Annotated in this window: 16 protein-coding genes; 10 read left to right on the top strand and 6 right to left on the bottom strand. The window is 70.1% G+C overall.

The annotated features are described in order from the left end of the window. Position 1: 1 nt before the first annotated feature. Complete coding sequence (locus NE358_RS10970) at positions 2 to 628, top strand: hypothetical protein (RefSeq protein WP_289938436.1); 627 nt, start codon at positions 2 to 4, stop codon at positions 626 to 628. A 631-nt stretch (positions 629 to 1,259) separates the two neighbouring features. Here NE358_RS10970 and NE358_RS10965 read toward each other — a convergent pair. After that, complete coding sequence (locus NE358_RS10965) at positions 1,260 to 2,120, bottom strand: NYN domain-containing protein (RefSeq protein WP_103206347.1); 861 nt, start codon at positions 2,118 to 2,120, stop codon at positions 1,260 to 1,262. A gap of 47 nt (positions 2,121 to 2,167) precedes the next feature. Beyond that, complete coding sequence (locus NE358_RS10960; protein ID WP_289938431.1) at positions 2,168 to 3,151, bottom strand: Gfo/Idh/MocA family protein; 984 nt, start codon at positions 3,149 to 3,151, stop codon at positions 2,168 to 2,170. A gap of 76 nt (positions 3,152 to 3,227) precedes the next feature. On the opposite strand from NE358_RS10960, the gene NE358_RS10955 reads away from it, so the two are divergent. From NE358_RS10955 to NE358_RS10920, 8 genes are all read left to right on the top strand, one after another. Further along, entirely contained in the window at positions 3,228 to 4,550 is a 1,323-nt protein-coding gene (locus tag NE358_RS10955) for a M20/M25/M40 family metallo-hydrolase (protein WP_289938430.1), read from the top strand. Between the two features lie 274 nt (positions 4,551 to 4,824). Then, complete coding sequence (locus NE358_RS10950) at positions 4,825 to 5,850, top strand: LacI family DNA-binding transcriptional regulator (RefSeq protein ID WP_103206349.1); 1,026 nt, start codon at positions 4,825 to 4,827, stop codon at positions 5,848 to 5,850. Between the two features lie 316 nt (positions 5,851 to 6,166). Continuing rightward, positions 6,167 to 7,285 (top strand): multiple monosaccharide ABC transporter substrate-binding protein, encoded by a 1,119-nt coding sequence (gene chvE / locus NE358_RS10945; protein ID WP_499317807.1) that lies wholly within the window; start codon positions 6,167 to 6,169, stop codon positions 7,283 to 7,285. A 142-nt stretch (positions 7,286 to 7,427) separates the two neighbouring features. After that, entirely contained in the window at positions 7,428 to 8,972 is a 1,545-nt protein-coding gene (gene mmsA / locus NE358_RS10940; protein ID WP_499317806.1) for a multiple monosaccharide ABC transporter ATP-binding protein, read from the top strand. After that, positions 8,959 to 10,224, top strand: a complete 1,266-nt coding sequence (gene mmsB, locus NE358_RS10935; RefSeq protein WP_289938428.1) for a multiple monosaccharide ABC transporter permease — start codon at positions 8,959 to 8,961, stop codon at positions 10,222 to 10,224. The genes mmsA and mmsB overlap by 14 nt, the downstream gene beginning before the upstream one ends. Positions 10,225 to 10,364: 140 nt before the next feature. Then, positions 10,365 to 11,693: a sensor histidine kinase gene (locus NE358_RS10930; RefSeq protein WP_103206350.1), complete on the top strand. Its 1,329-nt coding sequence runs from the start codon at positions 10,365 to 10,367 to the stop codon at positions 11,691 to 11,693. Next, positions 11,681 to 12,346, top strand: coding sequence for a LuxR C-terminal-related transcriptional regulator (locus NE358_RS10925; RefSeq protein WP_289938423.1), 666 nt, complete (start codon positions 11,681 to 11,683; stop codon positions 12,344 to 12,346). The genes NE358_RS10930 and NE358_RS10925 overlap by 13 nt, the downstream gene beginning before the upstream one ends. Further along, positions 12,343 to 13,170 carry a hypothetical protein gene (locus NE358_RS10920; RefSeq protein WP_289938420.1) on the top strand — a complete coding sequence of 276 codons (828 nt, stop codon included), beginning with the start codon at positions 12,343 to 12,345 and terminating at the stop codon, positions 13,168 to 13,170. The genes NE358_RS10925 and NE358_RS10920 overlap by 4 nt, the downstream gene beginning before the upstream one ends. Here NE358_RS10920 and NE358_RS10915 read toward each other — a convergent pair. Further along, positions 13,149 to 14,072 carry a DMT family transporter gene (locus NE358_RS10915; RefSeq protein ID WP_289938418.1) on the bottom strand — a complete coding sequence of 308 codons (924 nt, stop codon included), beginning with the start codon at positions 14,070 to 14,072 and terminating at the stop codon, positions 13,149 to 13,151. The two genes, NE358_RS10920 and NE358_RS10915, sit on opposite strands and share 22 nt — an antisense overlap. Positions 14,073 to 14,112: 40 nt before the next feature. Here NE358_RS10915 and NE358_RS10910 point away from each other — a divergent pair, with 40 nt between their 5' ends. Beyond that, the gene (locus NE358_RS10910) at positions 14,113 to 14,610 is read left to right on the top strand and encodes a MarR family winged helix-turn-helix transcriptional regulator (protein ID WP_289938416.1); all 498 of its coding nucleotides are present in this window, start codon (positions 14,113 to 14,115) and stop codon (positions 14,608 to 14,610) included. A gap of 96 nt (positions 14,611 to 14,706) precedes the next feature. Here NE358_RS10910 and NE358_RS10905 read toward each other — a convergent pair whose 3' ends face one another. The 3 genes from NE358_RS10905 to NE358_RS10895 are packed head-to-tail and all read right to left on the bottom strand — an operon-like array spanning position 14,707 to position 19,909. Then, positions 14,707 to 15,180, bottom strand: coding sequence for a GNAT family N-acetyltransferase (locus tag NE358_RS10905; RefSeq protein ID WP_289938413.1), 474 nt, complete (start codon positions 15,178 to 15,180; stop codon positions 14,707 to 14,709). A gap of 11 nt (positions 15,181 to 15,191) precedes the next feature. After that, positions 15,192 to 15,644: an NUDIX domain-containing protein gene (locus tag NE358_RS10900; protein WP_289938411.1), complete on the bottom strand. Its 453-nt coding sequence runs from the start codon at positions 15,642 to 15,644 to the stop codon at positions 15,192 to 15,194. 20 nt (positions 15,645 to 15,664) lie between these two features. Then, positions 15,665 to 19,909, bottom strand: coding sequence for a DUF3418 domain-containing protein (locus tag NE358_RS10895; RefSeq protein ID WP_289938409.1), 4,245 nt, complete (start codon positions 19,907 to 19,909; stop codon positions 15,665 to 15,667). Between the last annotated feature and the right edge of the window lie 98 nt (positions 19,910 to 20,007).

Genomic DNA, 20,007 nt, shown 5'->3' with positions numbered 1-20,007 from the left:
GATGAGTCTTGCCCCCTGGCTCGACGGCGAGCTCGGTTACCGCAGCTTCGGAACCCCGGGCGCCCCGCGCGCCGTGTTCGTGCTCCGCACCGGCGACGTCGCCACCACCGATCCGGATGCCCGCGTCACCTCGGGCTTCGACGTGCGGATCGTCGCCATCGGTCTCGACGCGCCCGAACTGGAGGATCCGCCGGTGTTCGGCGGGCAGACACCGGCCGGGCTGACCGTCGAGGCGCTGAAGGCGCTGCTCGAGCGCGAGGCCCTGGGTGCGGTGGTCGGCGTCGTGGGGGAGCGGTCAGCGGGTCCGATCGCGCTCTATCTCGCGGCCGCGATGGGCGGGGTCGTGGACCGCGTCGCGATCGTCGGCGTCCAGAGCCCGACCGATGCGCTGAGTCGCGACCTGCGCACGCCGCTTCTCGACGATCTCGCCGCCGACGTCTTGGTGCTCGTGGGCCAGGACGGCCCGGCGGGACAGGGCGATGCCGCATGGTACGTCGATCGGTTGCGGTCGGGCACCGCCGAGGTCGTCCACCCCGACGAGATCGCTTCGGTCAACGGCGAGGTCACGCTCACCTCGGTGTGGTCGCGCGTGCTGACCCACGTCGCCCCCGGGGCCGAGCGCCGCTGACGGCGCGGGTCGTCACCGGCGCGGGACGCCGAACGGCCCGCCCAACCTCTTCGGGCCGTTGAGTGTCCACAACACCCGGACGCCCGTCGAAATCGTCCGGGTGTTTTGGACACTCGACGTGAGGGCGAGTGTGCTCGTGAGGGTGAGTGTGCTCGTGGGGGCGAGCGTGTCCGCGAGGGCGAGTGTGCTCGTGAGGGCGAGCGTGCTCGCGGCCGTGATGTCGCGCGCCGACCGGGCCCCGGCTGGGGCCGCGCGACCGGGCCTCAGCCTCGCCCGTTCGCGTCCCTCGAGTGTCCAGAACACCCGGACGCCCGTCGAAATCGTCCGGGTGTGTTGGACACTCGAAGTGAGGGCGAGTGTGCTCGTGAGGGCGAGTGTGCCCGCGAGGGTGAGTGTGCTCGCGGCCGTGATGCCGCGCGCCGACCGTGCCCCGGCTGGGGCCGCGCGACCGCGCCTCAGCCTCGCCCGTTCGCGTCCCTTGAGTGTCCAGAACACCCGGACGCCCGTCGAAATCGTCCGGGTGTGTTGGACACTCGACGCGGGCGCCCACGTCTGATCAACCGCGCAGGGCCACTCATCCGCGCGCGGGGCCACGCCCGCCAGCGCGTCGGGTCCGCGCGTCCGCGCCGCCTCAGCCCCGCGAGACGGCCTTCACCTGAACGACGTTCGACTCCTCGTCGACCTCGACATGGTCCGTCTGCGCTTTGAGGAAGTCCGAGAAGCTGCGGAACCCGAGCGCTTTCTCACTGAACGACGGATCCAGCCGCTTCATCAGGTCTTTCACCGCCGAGGCGTGCAGCCACTCGCCGTCGGCGCGCTCCGCTTCGAGCTGCATCGCGCGCTCGAGCAGGTCGACCGCGGGGTCTTTCGAGCGCTTGCGCGCGCGGGGCCGAGAGGGCGCGGCATCTTTCTTCGTCTCGGCCAGATTCGGGATGCCGGGGAGCGAGTCGTAGGCGTCGAATCGGTCGCACGCCGCGGCGAGCGACTTCGCCGTCGACCCGGCCACACCGACCCCGACGACGAACCGGCCGAGTCGCTTGCACCGCTGCGCGAGGGGGACGTAGTCGCTGTCTCCGGCGACGATGACCACGTGCGACAGGTCGGGGAGGCGGAACATGTCTTCCACGGCATCCACCGCCAGACGGATGTCGGCACCGTTCTTGGCGTAGGCGGCGGCGGGGAAGAGCTGCACGAGGTCGACCGCGCGCGCCACGAGCTGCGAGCGGTACTCGGCATTGACCGGCGACGACCAGTCGGCGTAGGCCCGGGTGAGCACGAGCGTGCCGAACGATGCGGCATAGTCGATGATCGCGCCGACGTCGATGGTCGCTTTGGTGAGGCGCTCGGCGATCTCGGGGTCGATCGGATTCTCTGCGATCTTCTGCCGATCCCGCGAGTACGCGTTCCGCCCGTGCACGCGGTCGTACCAGGACATCACGATGTTGTCGAAGTCGAGGTAGACGGCGACGCGGGCGGTCTGGGTATCGGGCATGGTTCCAGTCTGACCCGTCCCGGCCGAGAGCGGGTAGCCCTCGCCGCTCACCGCTCGCCGGGATAGACCACGCCGATCTGGCGGCGCACCTCGTCGAGGACCCCCATGATGGCCACGGTCTCATCGATCGCCAGGACGTGATTCGACCCGGCGCCGGCTGCGACGAAACGCTCTGCCGCCTGCGCCTGGAACTGCATTCCGCGCCCCTCGACCTCGGCGGTGAACTCCTCGAGCACGTCTCCGTCGGGGGCGACCACGCGGAACGACGTGGGGGTGTACCAGACGCGGTCGATTTCGATGCGAGCGTCGGTGCCGACGATCTGCGCGGTGTTCAGACCGGCTCCGCGCGACGACGACACCGTGGTCGACAGCGCTCCGCCGGCGTGCACGAACGCGGTCGCCACCTCGGCGTCGCTGCCCGCATCGGACAGGCGGGCGAGAGCGGTGATGCGCTCGGGCAGACCCAGGACGTCGACCGCGAACGAGATCGGGTAGATGCCGAGGTCGAGCAGGGCGCCGCCGCCGAGCGCGAGATCGTTGAGGCGGTGCGCCGGGTCGGTCGAGATCTTCTGAGTGTGATCGGCCGAGACCACGCGGATCTCGCCGAGTGTTCCGGCGGCGAGGATCTCGCGGATGCGCACCATGTGCGGCAGGTACCGCGTCCACATCGCCTCCATCGCGAGAAGACCCTTCTCGCTCGCCTTGTCACGGATCTGCGCCGCCTCGGAGGCGTTCAGGGTGAAGGGCTTCTCGACCAGCACATGCTTGCCGTGCTCGAGGGCGAGCAGGGCGTTGTCGATGTGGCCGGGATGCGGGGTGGCGATGTAGACGATGTCGACCTCGGGGTCGGCGACGAGCTCTTCGTACGAGCCGTACGCGTGCGCGATGTCATACTGCGCGGCGAAAGCGCGAGCGCTGTCGATGCGTCGCGAGCCGACGGCGGTGACGTCGAGGCCCGCGGTGCGCAGGTCGGAGGTGAAGGCGTGCGCGATGCCGCCCGTTGCGAGGATGCCCCAGTGCAGTCCGGTCATGCGCTCCACCGTAGCCGCGTCCGCCGACATCGTCCGCCGCGCCCACCCGAGAGATCACACGTTCTAGGCTCGTCGCATGACGCCCGTCGAGCGATTCCGCGAGCTGCTGTCCATCCCGACGGTGTCGCGTGTCGACCCGGCCGAGGTCGACGACTCGGCCTTCGAGGCCTTCCACGCCGCACTCGAGCGGCTGTATCCGCTGATCCACGCGCGGCTCGAGCGAGAGGTCGTCGCGGGGCGGTCGCTGCTCTATCGCTGGGCGGGGGAGCGCCCCGGCGCTCCGCTGGTCCTTCTCGCCCACCAGGACGTCGTCCCCGTCGACGGGCAGGAGTGGCAGCACCCGCCCTTCGCCGCCGACCTCGAGGGCGAGGGCGCCGACGCCACCCTCTACGCGCGCGGCGCGATCGACGACAAGGGCGCTCTCGTCGCCATTCTCGAGGCGGTCGAAGGATTGCTCGCCGACGACATCACCCCGCGAACCGACGTGTGGCTCGCCTTCGGCCACGACGAAGAGACACGCGGCACCGGGGCTCAGGCGATGGCGTCCCTTCTCGCGGAGCGCGGCATCCGTCCGGCCCTCGTGCTCGACGAGGGGGGAGCGGTCGTCGAGGGCGCCGTGCCGGGTGTCAGCGCGCCCACCGCGATGATCGGCGTCGCTGAGCGCGGAGTCGCGACCTTCGACCTCGTGACGCGTGAGGCCGGGGGGCACGCTTCGACCCCGCCCCGCCTGCCCGCGACAGCACGACTCGCTCGTGCGATCGATCGCCTTCGTCGTCGTCCGTTCCCGCGGCGGCTCGTTCCGCCGGTCCGGGCGATGTTGGCCACCGCCGCACCGCACACGAGGGACCCCCTCTCGACGCTGTTCCACCGCACCTCCGTGTCGGCGCCCGCGGTGACCTTGGCGTTGTCGCTGCTCGGTCCCGAGACGAATGCCCTCGTGCGCACCACCGCCGTCGTCACCCGCCTCGAGGGCTCGGCGGGTGAGAACGTGCTCGCCACCTCGGCGCGGGCGAGCGTGAACGTGCGGCTGCTCACCGGCGACACCCTCGCCGATGTCGCGGTCCACCTGCGTCGGGCGGTGGCCGACCCGCTCGTCGACATCGAGATGCGTCACGGCAACGACCCCTCGCCGGTCTCGCCCTGGCAGGGCGCGGCGTGGCGGCGATTGTCGCGGGCGGTCACCGACACCCTCGGTCCTGACACCGTTCCTCTGCCGTACCTGCAACTGGGGGCGAGCGACAGCCGGTTCTACGCCGGGCTCACCGACGCGGTGTACCGCTTCGCCCCGTTCCACCTCTCGCGCGCCGAACGCGACGCGCTGCACGCCCCCGACGAGCGCATCCGCGTCGATGCCTGGCTCCGCGGCATCCAGTTCTACCGGGCTCTGATCGCCTCCTGACCGGGGTCTTCGCGCCGTCGTCCGACTGCTCCCGGGTGGCGCACCCCCTCAGAATCGGGTGCGGACGCGCGGGCGCATCGGTTCGGATCGTCTGGCGTGGAGCCGGGTCTGTGGCGCCCCGGCAGACGGTGTCGGCGCGGGTGAAACGGCTCTCCCGCCCTGCGCACAGCCGGCCGATCGCGCTGACGTGAGCGCGTTCGGGCGGACCGAGTCGCGTCGGCTATCCTCGTGTGACCGGTCACGCAACAGTGCGCGACCCGCAATGAGGCGGACGATGAGCGACACCGATATCCCGGAGGCGACAGGGCGCGCCCCGAGCATCCGCGACGTCGCGCGGCTCGCGGGAGTGTCGTATCAAACCGTCTCGCGCGTGATCAACAACAGCACGCAGTTGCGCCCCGAGACCGCGGCGAAGGTGCGCTCCGCGATCGCGGAGCTCAAATTCGTGCCGAATCAGGCCGCCCGGGCTCTCGCCACCAGCCGCTCGCGCCTCATCGGCGTGCTGGGCCCGCGCGCCACGACCCACGGCACCGCGTCGATGGTGCAGGCCATCGAGTCCGCCGCCCGTGCCGCCGGCTACCGCCTCACCGTCACGAATCTCGCGACGAGCGCCCCCGACGACGTGCGTTCGTCGATCGACCACCTCATGCAGCAGTCCATCGAGGGACTCATCGCGGTGGCTCCGCAGACGCGGGTGGTGCCGATCCTCGACGAACTGAAGCTCCCGGTGCCGGTGCAGATCGTCACCTCGACGGGCACGTCGACCACTCACAACGACCAGAGCGCGGGGGCTCGCGCCGCCGTCCGCCACCTCATCGAACTCGGGCACTCGCGCATCCTGCATATCGCCGGTCCGCGCGACTGGGTCGAGGCCGATCACCGCATGCGCGGGTATCTCGCGGAGATGGATGCCCACGACCTCTCGCCGAGGCCGCCCGTCCTCGGCGACTGGACGGCGCAGTTCGGCTTCGAGGCGGGGTTGGAGCTGCTGCGCACCGAGGATGCCACCGCGGTGTTCGCGGGCAACGACCACATGGCCCTGGGGTTCATGCATGCCGTTCGGGCCATAGGTCGCTCGGTCCCCGAGGACATCTCCGTCGTCGGGTTCGACGACGTCCCCGAATCCGCTCACCTCTGGCCTCCGCTGACGACGGTGCGCCAGGATTTCGTGGGCATCGGCACGCGCGCGGTGAGCGACCTCCTGGCCTCTCTCGGCGAGACGAACGACGATGCACCGGTGGTGGAACCCGATCACCTGCGCCTCATCGTGCGGTCGTCGACGGCCTCTCCGCGGGCCTGAACCGCTCCACGCGCACGTCACGTTTCGGCAACGGCTGAACTCCCGGCGCGTCGAGACTTGACAGTGCCGCCCAGCGGGGAGGTAGCATCACTCACACAATGTGAACGGTCACATGACCGGGTCACACGGCCGACGGGACTCGCTGCGGAGCGGATCCGTCGAGACGAAGACGTTTCGAACGACGCGGATCGCACCGCCTCGCCGAGGGCCCTTCGTTTCGCCCCCGAGGCCGTGCGTCCCGATGTGCGCCGTCCGCACTGCCCGCGGTGGACTCCAGGGGAGGCGCCGCGACATACACCCAACGGAGGGAACCAGAGTGAAGAAGCACAGCATGCTCAAGGCGATCGCGGGAGCGGGCGTCCTCGCGCTCGGCATCGGCCTCGCCGGTTGCGCGGGAGACCGCACCGGCGCGGGCAGCGGAGACTCGCAGGAAGCCGGCGGCACCATCGGCGTCGCCATGCCGACGCAGCAGTCGGAGCGGTGGATCGCCGACGGCAACAACGTCAAGTCGCAGCTCGAGGGGCTCGGCTACCAGGTCGACCTTCAGTACGCGAACGACGACATCCCCACGCAGGTCTCGCAGATCGAGAACATGATCACCACGGGCGCCAAGGCCCTGATCGTCGCCTCGATCGACGGCACCACGCTGACCGACGTGCTGCAGCAGGCCAAGGACGCGAACATCCCCGTCATCGCGTACGACCGCCTCATCAACGGCACCGAGAACGTCGACTACTACACGACGTTCGACAACTACAAGGTCGGCGTCCAGCAGGCCACCTCGCTCCTGACCGGACTCGGCGTCCTCGACGCCTCGGGCAAGGACACTGGCGCCGCAGGTCCCTTCAACGTCGAGCTGTTCGCGGGGAGCCCCGACGACAACAACGCCACGTTCTTCTGGAACGGCGCCATGGACACCCTCAAGCCCTACATGGACAAGGGCGTGCTGAAGGTTCCCTCCGGCCAGACCGAGTTCGGCCAGGCGGCCATTCTGCGCTGGCTGCCCGAGACGGCGCAGAAGCGCATGGAGAACATCCTCACCGTCATCGGCGGCACCAAGCTCGACGGTGTCCTTTCGCCCTACGACGGGCTGTCGATCGGCATCATCTCGGCCCTCACCTCGGGTGGCTACGCCGCCAACGCCCTCCCCGTCATCACGGGACAGGACGCCGAGGCCGGCTCGATCAAGTCGATCATCGCCGGTGAGCAGTACTCGACGATCTTCAAGGACACGCGAGAGCTCGCCAAGCAGGCCGTGACCATGGTCGACGACATCCGCAAGGGCGAGAAGCCCGAGGTCAACGACGAGAAGACCTACGACAACGGCAAGAAGGTCGTTCCCTCGTACCTGCTCAACTCGACGATCGTCACCAAGGACAACTACAAGGAAGTCCTCATCGACAGCGGTTACTACACCGAGGCCGACCTGAAGTAATCCCCCGGAGGGGCTCTCCGCCCCTCCGCCCCGCCTCCGCCGCGACCCGCCGGGTCGCGGCGGAGGCTCCCGCGGGTCCGCGGCATCCCGCACCCGCCCCATATTCCGACCGGCCACGAGCCGGTTCTGCAAGGAGGACCTCGTGAGCACCATCCTCGAGATGCGCTCGATCACCAAGGAGTTCCCCGGCGTCATCGCGCTCGCCGACGTGTCGCTGACCGTCGAGCGCGGGACGGTTCACGCCATCTGTGGCGAGAACGGCGCCGGCAAGTCCACCCTCATGAAGGTGCTCAGCGGCGTGTACCCCGCGGGCGATTACCGCGGCGAGATCGTCTTCGACGGCAACACCGTCGAGTTCAAAGACATCCGCGACAGCGAAGCGGCCGGCATCGTCATCATCCACCAGGAGCTCGCGCTGAGCCCCTACCTCTCGATCGCCGAGAACATCTTCCTCGGCAACGAGATCACGAACCGCGGTCTCATCGACTGGGATGCCACCAACCGCGAGGCGGCCAAGCTCCTCGCCCGCGTGGGTCTGGGCGACAGCCCCGACGTTCCCGTCAACGAGATCGGCGTCGGCAAGCAGCAGCTCGTCGAGATCGCCAAGGCACTGTCGAAGGACGTCAAGCTCCTCATCCTCGATGAGCCGACCGCGGCGCTCAACGACGACGACTCCGAGCACCTGCTCGACCTGATCCGGCACCTGCGCGGTCAGAACATCACCTGCATCATCATCAGCCACAAGCTCAACGAGATCCGCGCGATCGCCGACGAGGTCACGATCATCCGTGACGGTCGCACGATCGAGACGCTCGACGTGGCCACCGGCGGTACGAGCGAAGACCGCATCATCCGCGGGATGGTGGGCCGAGAGCTCGAGAACCGCTACCCCGACCGCGACGTCGAGATCGGCGACGAGGTCCTGCGCATCGAGGACTGGAACGTCAGTCACCCGACCGACGCGAGCCGCGTCGTCATCCACCAGGCCAACCTGAACGTGCGTGCCGGCGAGGTCGTCGGCATCGCCGGCCTCATGGGCGCGGGGCGCACCGAGCTCGCGATGAGCGTGTTCGGCAAGAGCTTCGGCTCGCGCATCTCGGGCAACGTCTACATCCGCGGCGAGAAGGCCGACACCTCGACGGTTCCCGCGGCCATCCGCAGCGGACTGGCCTACGTCACCGAAGACCGCAAGGGCGCAGGGCTCAACCTCATCGACACCATCAAGCGGAACATCTCGATCGCCGGGATGCGCAAGCTCGTCAAGGGCGGGTTCGTCGACGGCGACGAGGAGTACCTCGTCGCCAACCGCTACCGCAAGTCGATGAACATCAAGGCGCCCAGCGTCGACGTGGTCGTGGGCAAGCTCTCGGGCGGCAACCAGCAGAAGGTCGTCCTCTCGCAGTGGCTCTACTCCGACCCCGAGGTGCTCATCCTCGACGAGCCGACCCGCGGCATCGACGTGGGCGCCAAATACGAGATCTACACGATCATCAACTCCCTCGCGGCGCAGGGGAAGGGGGTGCTCGTCATCTCTTCGGAGCTGCCTGAGCTCCTCGGCATCTGCGACCGCATCTACACCCTCAGCGAAGGCCACATCACCGGCCAGCTGCCCATCGAAGAGGCCACGCCCGAGGCACTCATGGTGCTCATGACGAAGGAAAAGGAAGCCGACCATGTCAGCGCTTGACAACACCGTGACCCCCCAGGGTCCCGCTACGCCGAAGGGTCCCGTCGGCGGCGGTGCCGGCAACGGCGCCGGCGGCATCGTGCAGTTCTTCACGTCGCGCCTGCGCGAGATCGGCATCTTCATCGCGCTGATCGTCATCGTGCTGCTCTTCCAGGCGCTGACCGGCGGTCGTCTGCTCACCGCGGGCAACGTGTCGAACATCATCGTCCAGAACAGCTACATCCTGATCCTCGCGATCGGCATGGTGATGATCATCATCGCCGGTCACATCGATCTCTCGGTCGGTTCGGTGGCCGCCTTCGTCGGTGCCGTCTCGGGTGTGCTCATCGTCCAGTGGGGCCTGCCCTGGTGGCTGGGGATCGTCCTCTCGCTGCTCCTCGGCGCTGTGGTCGGCATGTGGCAGGGATTCTGGGTCGCCTACATCGGCATCCCGGCGTTCATCGTGACCCTCGCGGGCATGCTGCTCTTCCGCGGTCTGACGCAGATGACCCTGGGCAACACGCAGATCACGCCGTTCCCGACCGAGTACCGCGCGCTCGGTGGCGGATACCTGTTCCCCGACCTGTTCCCGGCGGCGACCTCGCCCGCCGAGTGGATTACGGTCGCCCTCGGCGCCCTGACCCTCGTCCTCTTCGTCGTGTCGCAGGTTCGCCAGCGCGCGAAGCGCGCCGCGCTCGAGCTGCAGAACGAGCCGCAGGTGGCGTTCCTGGTCAAGGTCATCGGTGGCGGTGCGCTGATCGCCTACCTCACCTACCTGCTCGGTGTGGCTCCCGGATCGCGCGGCACGCCCATCGTGCTCGTCGTCCTGGCGCTGCTCATCATCGGCTACTCGACGGTCATGAGCCGCAGCGTCTTCGGCCGCCACATCTACGCGCTGGGTGGCAACCGCACCGCTGCCAAGCTGTCCGGCATCAACACCCGTCGCGTCGACTTCATGCTGTTCGTCAACATGGGTGTCCTCGCGGCCCTCGCCGGCATCGTGTTCACGGGCCGACTGAACTCCGCCGGTCCCGGCGCGGGAAACCTCTTCGAGCTGGATGCCATCGCCGCCTCCTTCATCGGTGGAGCCGCCGTCCAGGGTGGTGTCGGCCGCGTGGTCGGCGCGATCGCCGGTGGTCTGGTCATGGGTGTGCTCAACAACGGCATGTCGCTCATGGGCATCTCGACCGACGTGCAGCAGTTCATCAAGGGTCTCGTGCTGCTGCTGGCCGTGGCCTTCGACGTGTGGAACAAGAACCGCACCCGCGGTTGATCCACGCTCGTGCGTGAGACGCCCCGTCGCTTCTGCGGCGGGGCGTCTTCGCGTGTCCGGGACGCTTTTCGGGATAACCCGAAAACGGGCGGGGGCTGACCGGGCGGTGCCGGCGCGAGCGCGCCTCTAGCGTGGAACACATGACCACGGCATCCGTTCTCCCGCCTCCTCCGCCGACGCCCGCGAGCACAGAGCCCGCCCCCGCGGCGGGAGCCGACCAGCCCCTCGCCGCGCGCGTGCGGATCGCCTCGCCGGGCCGCATCGCCGGTGCGGTCGCCCATCTCGCCGCGCTCGGCGTCGTCGGGCCGGGCGTCCTGGGCGGGGTGTTCGGCTTGTTCGGCGCGGGCGTGGGGCTCCTCGCCGCCCTGCTGATCGGCGTGATCGCCCTCGTGGCTCTGGTCTACGTCCTCTTCGCGATCGCGTGGTTCGAGCGCGTCCGCCTCGACGGCCTGTACGGTCTCGGTCTCCCGGCGCTCCGCCCGCGTCGGAGCGCGCGCACGGGCTTCCTCGGCGTGGTGGACACGATCTGGCTGCAGGCGATCGACCCGGGGCAGTGGCGTGCCGTCGCTTCGTTCGCGATCGCGACCATCCTCGGGGTGAGCACCCTCGGGGTCGCGAGCTTCACGGCATGGGGTCTCGCGGTGATGGTGAGTCCCCTTTTCGGCTGGTCGAACATCAATCTGCTCGGACTGCTCCCGCTCTACGGCATCGCCGCACCCCTCGTGGGTCTGCTCGTCTTCGTCGCCTCGCTCGCCGCCGTCGTGGGTCTGGCGGTGCTGCACGGCCTCATCTCCCGCGCCATCCTCGTGCCCTCTCGAGAGGTGCAGCTCGAGGAGCAGGCGCGTGCCTCCGACACCCGCCGCGCGGGCGCCGTCCGAGCGGCCGAGGTCGAGCGCACCCGCATCGAGCGCGACCTCCACGACGGCGTGCAGCCGAGACTCGTCTCGATCGGCATGACGCTGGGCCTTGCCCAGACGAAGATCGACGACGACCCCGAGGCCGCGAAAGCCCTCGTTGCCGAGGCCCACGCCTCGACCAAGTCGGCGATCACCGAACTGCGGCAGCTCGCCCGCGGCATCCACGCCTCCGTCCTCGACGATCGAGGTCTCGACGCTGCTCTTTCGGCGCTCGCGTCGCGGTCCCACATTCCGGTGACCCTCGACGTGCGCCTTCCGCGCCGGTGCTCCCGCCCGGCCGAGGCCGCAGTGTACTTCGTGATCGCCGAGGCCCTGACCAACGCCGCGAAGCACTCCCGGGCGACCGGATGCCGTGTCCTCGTGCGACTGCGCGATGATGCGACCCTGTGGGCCCGGGTCGAAGACGACGGCCTGGGCGGGGCCCGGATCGTTCCCGGCGGCGGTCTGGACGGGATCGTCAACCGCGTCACGGCGGCCGGCGGGACCGCCCGCATCGACAGCCCCCAGGGCGGTCCGACCACGGTGGAGGTGAACGTTCCGTGCGCATCCTGATCTGCGAAGACTCGGTCCTGCTGCGCGAGGGGCTCGTCCGCCTGCTCGCCGACGACGGTCACGAGGTCGTCGCGGCTCTCCCGGATGCCGGGGGCCTCGAGGCCGCGGTCGCGGAGACCGCGCCTGACCTCTGCATCCTCGACGTGCGGCTCCCGCCGACCTGGACCGACGAGGGTATTCGCGCGGCGATCGCGCTGAGGTCCCGGCATCCGGGGCTGTGCGTCCTGGTCCTGTCGCAATACGTCGAGGAGCAGTACGCGAGCGATCTCATCGCCGACGGGCAGGGCTCGCTCGGGTATCTGCTGAAGGACCGGGTCGCCGACGTGCGCGACTTCCTCGACACGGTCGCGCGCATCGCCGGGGGAGCGACCGTGCTCGACCCCGAGGTCGTCGGTCAGCTGCTGGCGCGGCGCCGTCGCGACGAACGGCTGCAGAGCCTCACCGAGCGCGAACGATCGGTGCTCGCCCTCATCGCCGAAGGCCGCTCGAATCAGGCCATCGCGCAGGCGCTCTTCGTTTCGGAGGCCAGCGTCGAGAAGTACATCACCGCCATCTTCACCAAGCTCGGCCTCGAGCAGGACGAGACCGGCAACCGCCGCGTCATCGCCGCCCTCGTGCACCTGGGCCACGATCACACCGGAGCGATCTCATGACCTCGCACGCACCCTCGACCCCGCCGAACCCGGGCCCTCGGCAGGGAACGCCCTTCTTCGTCTCGCTCGCCACGATCGTCGTCGGAACGTGCGTCCTCGCCGGCACCGTCGTTTCGGCGGGAGTGAGCGCGGCGGCCACCCTGCGCGACAGTGGGCGCGCGTACGCGGCGAGCGAGACCTCGACGACCGGGATCACCGCGCTCGATGTCGACGTGGCCGGCGGCTCGCTCACGATCGCCTATGGCGACGTGTCGGAGGCGCAGCTCGACGTCGACGGGGGTGGGACGGGCGATTGGACCTTCGAACGCGACGGCGCCACGCTGCGGGTGAGCTCCCCGCAGCCGAACGTCATCGGGTGGTCGACCAGCGCGGGGTCGGCGACCCTGCTGCTCCCGCGGCTGTCGACCACGACGAACCTCGACGCGCGCATCGAGGTCGCCGGTGGCGCCCTCGCGCTCGACGCCGACTTCGACTCACTCTCCGTGCAGCTCGCCGGGGGCGACGTGGATCTCGCCGGTGACGTGCGCACGGTCTCCGTCTCCGTTTCGGGCGGCGCGGCTTCGGGCACGCTCACCGGGGTCGGGGACGCGACGTTCGAGGTCGCGGGAGGCAGTCTGGCCACGACGGTGCAGGGCGATGCCCCCGCGCGCACGAAGGTCACGGTGACGGCCGGATCCGCCGACATCACCCTGCCCGACGATGAGTACAACGTCACGACCGACAGCGGCCTCGGCCGAGTCGACAACCGCTTGCGCACCTCGAGCTCGGCGACCGCGGTCGTCGACGTCGAAGCAGCGCTGGGTCAGGTATCGCTGCGGTCGTAGCGCCGTTGCGCAGGGTCGGGCCTCTCGCCCTGGGCTCCCCGGGGCGGCAGGTTGCGGCTCCGCGCCCGGCTCGACACGGCGATCGCGACGAGGACGAGCACGATGCCCAGCGCCTGCGGCGTCGCGAGTGATTCGCCGCCCACGGCCACCCCGAGCAGCACCCCGGTCACCGGGTTCAGCAGACCGATAAGTCCCACGGTGCCCGCGGGCAGGTGCCGGAGTCCGGTGAACCAGCACACGAACGCGACCGCCGTCGCGATCACCGCGATCCCGACATACGCGGCGAGGCCCGTGGCATCCACGGTCGGAGGAGCACCTTCGACCATCACGGCGACGGCGACCAGGGCGAGACCGCCCGCGGTCAGCTGCCACGACGTGGTCGCCAGGAGGGGCGTGTCGTCTTTCCAGCGGGTCGTGAGGATCGCACCCAGCGATGACGCCAGAAGAGCGACGGCGGATGCCACGACCCCCGCGAGCGGAACGGCTCCGGTGCCGAGGCCCACCACGAGAGCGACCCCCGCGAGGCCGAGGGCTGCGCCGACGGCCCAGCGCGCCGTGGGGCGCTGGGCGAGCAGGGGCCACGCGAGTCCGGCGAGGGCCAGCGGGGCGAGGGCCATGATCGAGGCGGCGATCGACGACGGCAACAGCTGCGCCGCGACGTAGACGAGCACGAAGAAGGCGCCGAAGTTCAGCATCCCGAGCACGGGTGCCTTCCACCACCACGCCCCTCGGGGTCGGCGTCGCGCGAGCGCCCCCAGCAGCAGGCCCGCCGGCAGGGCGCGCAGAGCGGCACCCCACAGGGGTGCGTCGGCCGGCAGGAGGTGTCGCGTGACGACGTAGGTCGCACCCCACGCGATCGGCGCGACGGCGGTGACGGCGACGATGCGCCATTTAGTTTCCATGGAAGACAGTGTACTTTCCGCGGAAGATAGAGTGGATGCCATGACCCCGACGACCGATCGCGTCGACGCCCTCACGGCGCAGTGGCAGGCCGAACGCCCCGACATCGACGTCTCACCGATGCAGGTGATCGGACGCCTGCACCGTCTCGCCGACCACCTGCGCCACGAGCTGCTCGCCGTCTACCGCCGCTACGGTCTCGGTGAGGGGGAGTTCGACATCCTCGCCGCTCTCCGCCGCGCGGGGGAGCCGTTCGCCGCGGCGCCGGGCGAGCTCGCGCGCCACACGATGGTCACCAGCGGGGCGGTGACCAAGCGCGTCGATCGACTTTTGGCATCCGGTCTCGTGGTGCGCGATGACGACGCCGACGACGGGCGCGCGCGGGTCATCCGCCTGACGCCGGCCGGACGCCGCGTGATCGACGAGGCGTTCACCGCCCACATCGCGAACGAGCAGCGTCTGCTCGCGGGCCTCGACGCCGAGCAGCGTCGCGCGCTCGAGGCGCTGCTGCGTGCCTGGGGTGCGTCACTCGGAGTGTGAGTCAGGCGGGCGACGCCACGTCACGAAGGGCGCGCCGGCGCGGCTCCCCGCCGACCAGCGTGACGCGCCCAGGACGCTGCTTCGTGCCTGGGGGCGTCACTCGGCGTCTGACTCAGGTGGCAGTCGCCACGTCACGAAAGGAGTGTCGGCGGGGCCGGGTCGGGTCTGATCGCTGGGGACCCAACCGCGCCGGCGGTAGAACGCCTTGGCGCGTTCGTTGCGGTCCCAGACCTCGAGGCGGGCGGCGCGCCCCCGGCATTCCGCGACGAAGGACACGTACAGCGTCTCAGCGACACCGGTCCCGAACCGCCCAGGCTCTATGTACAGGCTCTGCAACTCCACCTCGTTCACCGCGGCGGCCCGTCGCAGGCAGCAGAAGCCGATGATGACCTCGTCAACGATTGCGCACAGAACGAGAGCGTCGTGCTCTGTGACGAGGCGTCGCCACATCGGGCGGCGGTCGTGCCCCGCATCCTCCGCGGAGAGCGAGTCGCCATAGTAGGCCGCCCGAGACCGTGCGTGAAGCGCGGCAATCGCATCTGCGTCGTCCGGTCTGGCGCGCCGAACCACCGCGGACTCATTCATAGCTTCGCGGCGTCGGCGATCACGCGGTCGATCCAATCACGGCGATCGAGAGCGGTGATCTCCTGCCGCTCGAACCACCGGAGTTCGAGAAGCTCCTCGCCGTCGGCGACGGCGTCGCCGAGCAGTTCGCAATCGTACGCGGTCGTGACGTATCCGACGCGGTCGCCGTTCGGATAGGTGACCATCATCGGCTCTCCGCCGTAGACGCCGACGATGCCGCGCACCCGGACCGATGCGCCCGTCTCTTCGCGCACTTCGCGCAGGAGCGCCTCAGAGGGCTCCTCCCCGGGTTCCACCCCGCCCCCGATGAGGCTCCAGGCGCCGCTGTGCCGGTGCCGGGCGAGGAGGAACCGTTCGCCGTCGCGGATCACCGCGGTGACCCCGGGGAGCAGGAGGAGGTCGGACCCGATCCGTGAGCGGATCGAGGTCACGTAGGAGGACATCGCCATCGGGCGAGTCTAAATTCGACTCACGCGCCCTTCAGCGCCTTCGCGATGCGCTGCGGCGACACGGGCTCGGCCGTGCCGAGGCGCTGAGCGAACAGGCTCACGCGCAGTTCCTCGAGCAGCCAGCGTGTATGCACGAGGTTCGCGGGGGCGTCCGCGGGGAGGGGCATCGACCCTCCGGCATCCACGAAGCCCGCGGCGGCGCGTTCGTATTCGGTCATGCGTTGGCGGTCGCGGCCGGGGTTGTCCGACAGGGTCTTCACCCGTTCGAGCGCTCCCGTGAGGTAGCGCGGCAGGTGCTGCAGTCGCGAGAGGCCGGTGCGGGAGAGGAAGCCGGGGAAGATCAGCCCCTTCACCTGGCCGCGCACGTCGTTCAGCGCACCGAGCAGGGTGATCGACGAGGCATCCTTCATCGCGCGGTCCACCTCGCGCTGCGCGAGCAGGATCTTCGCCGCGAGAGACACGCTCTGGAAGGTGCGGTCGACCGAGACGGAGGAGAACGCATCGCGCACCCGCTCGAAGTCCGCCTTCGTCCTCACGACGCCGCTCGGCGCCTCGCGCAGCAGCACATCGTCGGCCAGGGCGACACGCGCATCCTCGATGAGCGCCTTGGCGTTCTGGTACGGGGATGCCGCGAGCGCCAGCTTCTCGTTCGCGGTGAGGTGGTCGAGCACGTACGTGGCGGGGGAGGGGACGGCCAGCAGCAGGAGACGCCGGATGCCGGCCCGCGTGTGCCGCGCCGCGTCTTCGGGGGTCGCCTCCACGCGCAGGGCCACGCTGTCGCCCTCATCGACCAGGGCGGGGTAGCCGCGCACGACGCCACCGGCGACGGGGGTGTCGACGACGTCGGTGAGTTCCTCGAGATCCCAGGTCGTCAGCTTCGACCGCGACGCGAAGGCGGGGGAGGCCTCGGCGACTTTCGCGGCTCTCTGCGCCGGGCGGGCGATCGTCGACTCGACGCTGGACCGGGCCTTGTCGGCGAGACGGCGCTGCAGGGTCGCCAGGTCGCGGTCGCTACCGATCGCGCGGCCGCGCGCGTCGACGGCGCGGAACGACGGCATGAGGTGGCCGGGAACCCGCTCGAGCTCGAAGTCGGCGGCGCTCACCCGCTGGTTCGCCACGCGCTGCACGAGGGCGGCGAGGGCGTCGACGAGCGTCGTCTTCGGCAGGCCGTTCGCGTGCTCGGGACCTTTCTCGGCGAGTTCGGCCGAGAATTTCTCCGCCCAGTCGGCGGCGGGCACGACGTTGCGGCGGATCGTCTTCGGCAGCGCGCGCAGCAGAGCGGTGACCAGCTCGTCGCGCATGCCCGGGACCTGCCAGTCGAAGCCGTCGGGACGTAGCTGTGCGAGCAGCGGCAGCGGCACGACCACCGTCACGCCGTCGTCGGGCGCGCCCGGCTCGAAGCGGTACGCGAGGTTGAGCGTCTGATCGCCCTGGCGCCAGCGCGCGGGGAAGGCCCGGTCATCGCCCTGGGCGCGGTCGCCGGTGAGGTCGGACTCGCGCAGGTCGAGCAGGTGGGGCGTGCGGTTCGAGGCATCCTTCCACCACGTCTCGAACGAGCGCACATCGGTGACGTCGGCGGGGATCCGGGAGTTGTAGAACGCGAAGACCGCTTCGTCGCCGATCAGGATGTCGCGGCGGCGCTCGCGCTCCTCGATCTTCTCGAGCAGGCGGCGCTGCTCCTGGTTGCGGCGGAGGAATGCCGTGAGCCGCTTGTCGAGCACCGAGGGGTCCCACTCGCCCTCGACCAGCGCGTGGCGCACGAACATCTCGCGCGCGAGCGGCCGGTCGAAGCGGGCCAGCTGCACGCGGCGGCGGCCGACGAGTTCGACCCCGAAGAGGGTGACCTTCTCATAGGCGGCGGCGGAGCCGGCATCCTTCGACCAGTGCGGCTCGCTCAGCGATCGCTTCACCAGGTCGGGGGCGAGCTCTTCCGCCCACGCCGGGTCGACGGCGGCGACCGTCCGGGCGAACAGGCGAGAGGTCTCGACGAGCTCGGCGGCCATGACCGCCGAGGGGCGCTTCTTCTTCAACCCGGACCCGGGGAAGATTGCGAACCGCGCCCCGCGCGCGCCGATGTATTCGCCCTTGGTGGGGCGGGTGTCACCCGGAGCCTTGCGGTCTTTGGCCTGCGCCATCGTGCGCGGATCCAGGATGCCGAGGTGCGACAGCAACCCGGAGAGGATCGCGCGATGAATGGCATCGCCCGCGGCGTGGCCCTCGGGGCCGTCGCCCTGGTCGGTGCTGACCGAACCGTGTCCCGATACGTGCGAGCCATGTCCCGATTTGTGTGGCCTGGAGGGGTCTGAACCAGCCATAAGTGGGACATGGTTCCTCGAACCGCGCCCGCGCCCGCCGTCGCCGCGCGCCTCGCCCGCCCCGCGCTCGCCGCCGAGCGACCGCAGCTGCCGATGCACATCCATCCACTCGCGCACGCGCACGTAGTTGAGGTGCTCGCTGCGGCACAGACGCCGGAATGCGCTCGAGCCGAGTTCCGCCTGCTTCAGCTGCAGGTAGTCCCAGAGGTTGAGCAGCGACAGGAAGTCGCTGGTGGGGTCGGTGAACCGCGCGTGGAAGCGGTCGGCTTCCTCGCGTCGCTCCTCGGGCCGTTCGCGCACGTCCTGGATCGACATGCCCGACACGATCGCGAGCACCTCGGATTGCACGTCGTTACGCCGAGCCTCGATGAGCATGCGTGCGAACCGTGGGTCGATCGGCAGCCGCGCGATTTCACGACCGATCTCGGTGAGGCGGGGGCCGTCGTCTGCGCGGCGACCGCGGTCACGCCGGGACGGGTCGCCGTCGCCGCGCACGTCGCGGTTCGGTGAGGTGTCGGCCCCGCGTGCCCCCGGTGCCGGCAGCTTCACCGCGCCCAGCTCGACGAGCAGGTCGAACGCCGCCTTCACGCCCCGCGAGTCCGGCGGCGTCAGGAACGGGAACGCCTGGATGTCGCCGAAGCCGAGCGAGAGCATCTGCAGGATGACGGATGCCAGCGACGTCCGCAGGATCTCGGGTTCGGTGTACTCCGGGCGACGCGTGAAATCGTCCTCAGAGTAGAGCCGGATCGCCACGCCCGGTGAGGTACGGCCGGCGCGGCCCGAGCGCTGCTGCGCCGAGGCCTGCGACACCGCTTCGATCGGCAGGCGCTGGATCTTCGAGCGGTTGCTGTAGCGCGAGATGCGCGCCGTCCCCGTGTCGACGACGTACCGGATGCCGGGGACGGTGAGACTCGTCTCGGCGACGTTCGTGGCGAGGATCACTCGGCGGCGCACGCCCGCGACGCTCGAACGCTCGAACACGCGGTGCTGCTCGGCGGCCGAGAGCCGCCCGTAGAGGGGGAGCACCTCGGTGGGAGAGGTGTCCTTCTGATACGCCCCTCGGATGGCATCCGCCGCGTCGCGGATCTCCGCCTCGCCGGGGAAGAAGACGAGCACGTCGCCCGGGGCCTCGCGGTCGAGCTCGCGGAGAGCGGCGACGACGGCTCCCACCTCATCGGCGTCGTCGTCGGAGCGCCCCGGCTTGGCGGCCGGGCGTGCAGAACTCCTGACTTTCTGCGAGCCGGTTGCCCCTCGCCCGCGCGATGACGGGGCGTCGGAGTCGTCGGCATCCGCAATCTCCGGAGTTTCGCCCGCGTCGCCGTCGCCGTCGACCGGCCGATACCGGATCTCGACCGGGTACGTCCGTCCCGACACCTCGATCACCGGCGCCGGCACCGGCTCGCCACCGGGCTGAGCCGGGGGAGCGGCGAAGTGGCGCGCGAAACTCTCGGGGTCGATGGTCGCCGAGGTGACGATGACCTTGAGGTCGGGGCGCTTCGGCAGGATGCGGCGGAGGTACCCGAGCAGGAAGTCGATGTTGAGCGAGCGCTCGTGCGCCTCGTCGACGATGATCGTGTCGTATCGGCGGAGCAGCCGGTCGCGGTGGATCTCGTTGAGCAGGATGCCGTCGGTCACCAGGGCGACGCGCGTGTCGGCGGACACTTTGTCGGTGAAGCGCACCTTGTAGCCGACGGTCGAGCCGAGCGGCACCTGCATCTCTTCGGCGATGCGCTCCGCAATCGTGCGGGCCGCGATGCGGCGGGGCTGCGTGTGAGCGATCGAGGTGCGGCCCAGCTCGAGGCAGATCTTGGGCAGCTGCGTGGTCTTTCCCGACCCGGTCGCGCCGGCGACGATCACGACCTGGTGGTCGCGGATGGCGCGCGCGATCTCGTCCCGCGCGGCGCTGACGGGCAGCTCGGGCGGGTAGACGATGACGGGTTCGACAGACACAGCCTTTCAGCTTATCGCGGCCCCGCCCCCTCAGTCGCCTCATGCAGCTCGGTCCGCCCGCCCGCGTCGCACGCCGCCTCGCGCGAGACTCCTCGTGC

Source organism: Sphingomonas sp. G5 (assembly GCF_052660795.1).
This window is presented reverse-complemented; position numbering and strand designations above follow the sequence as displayed.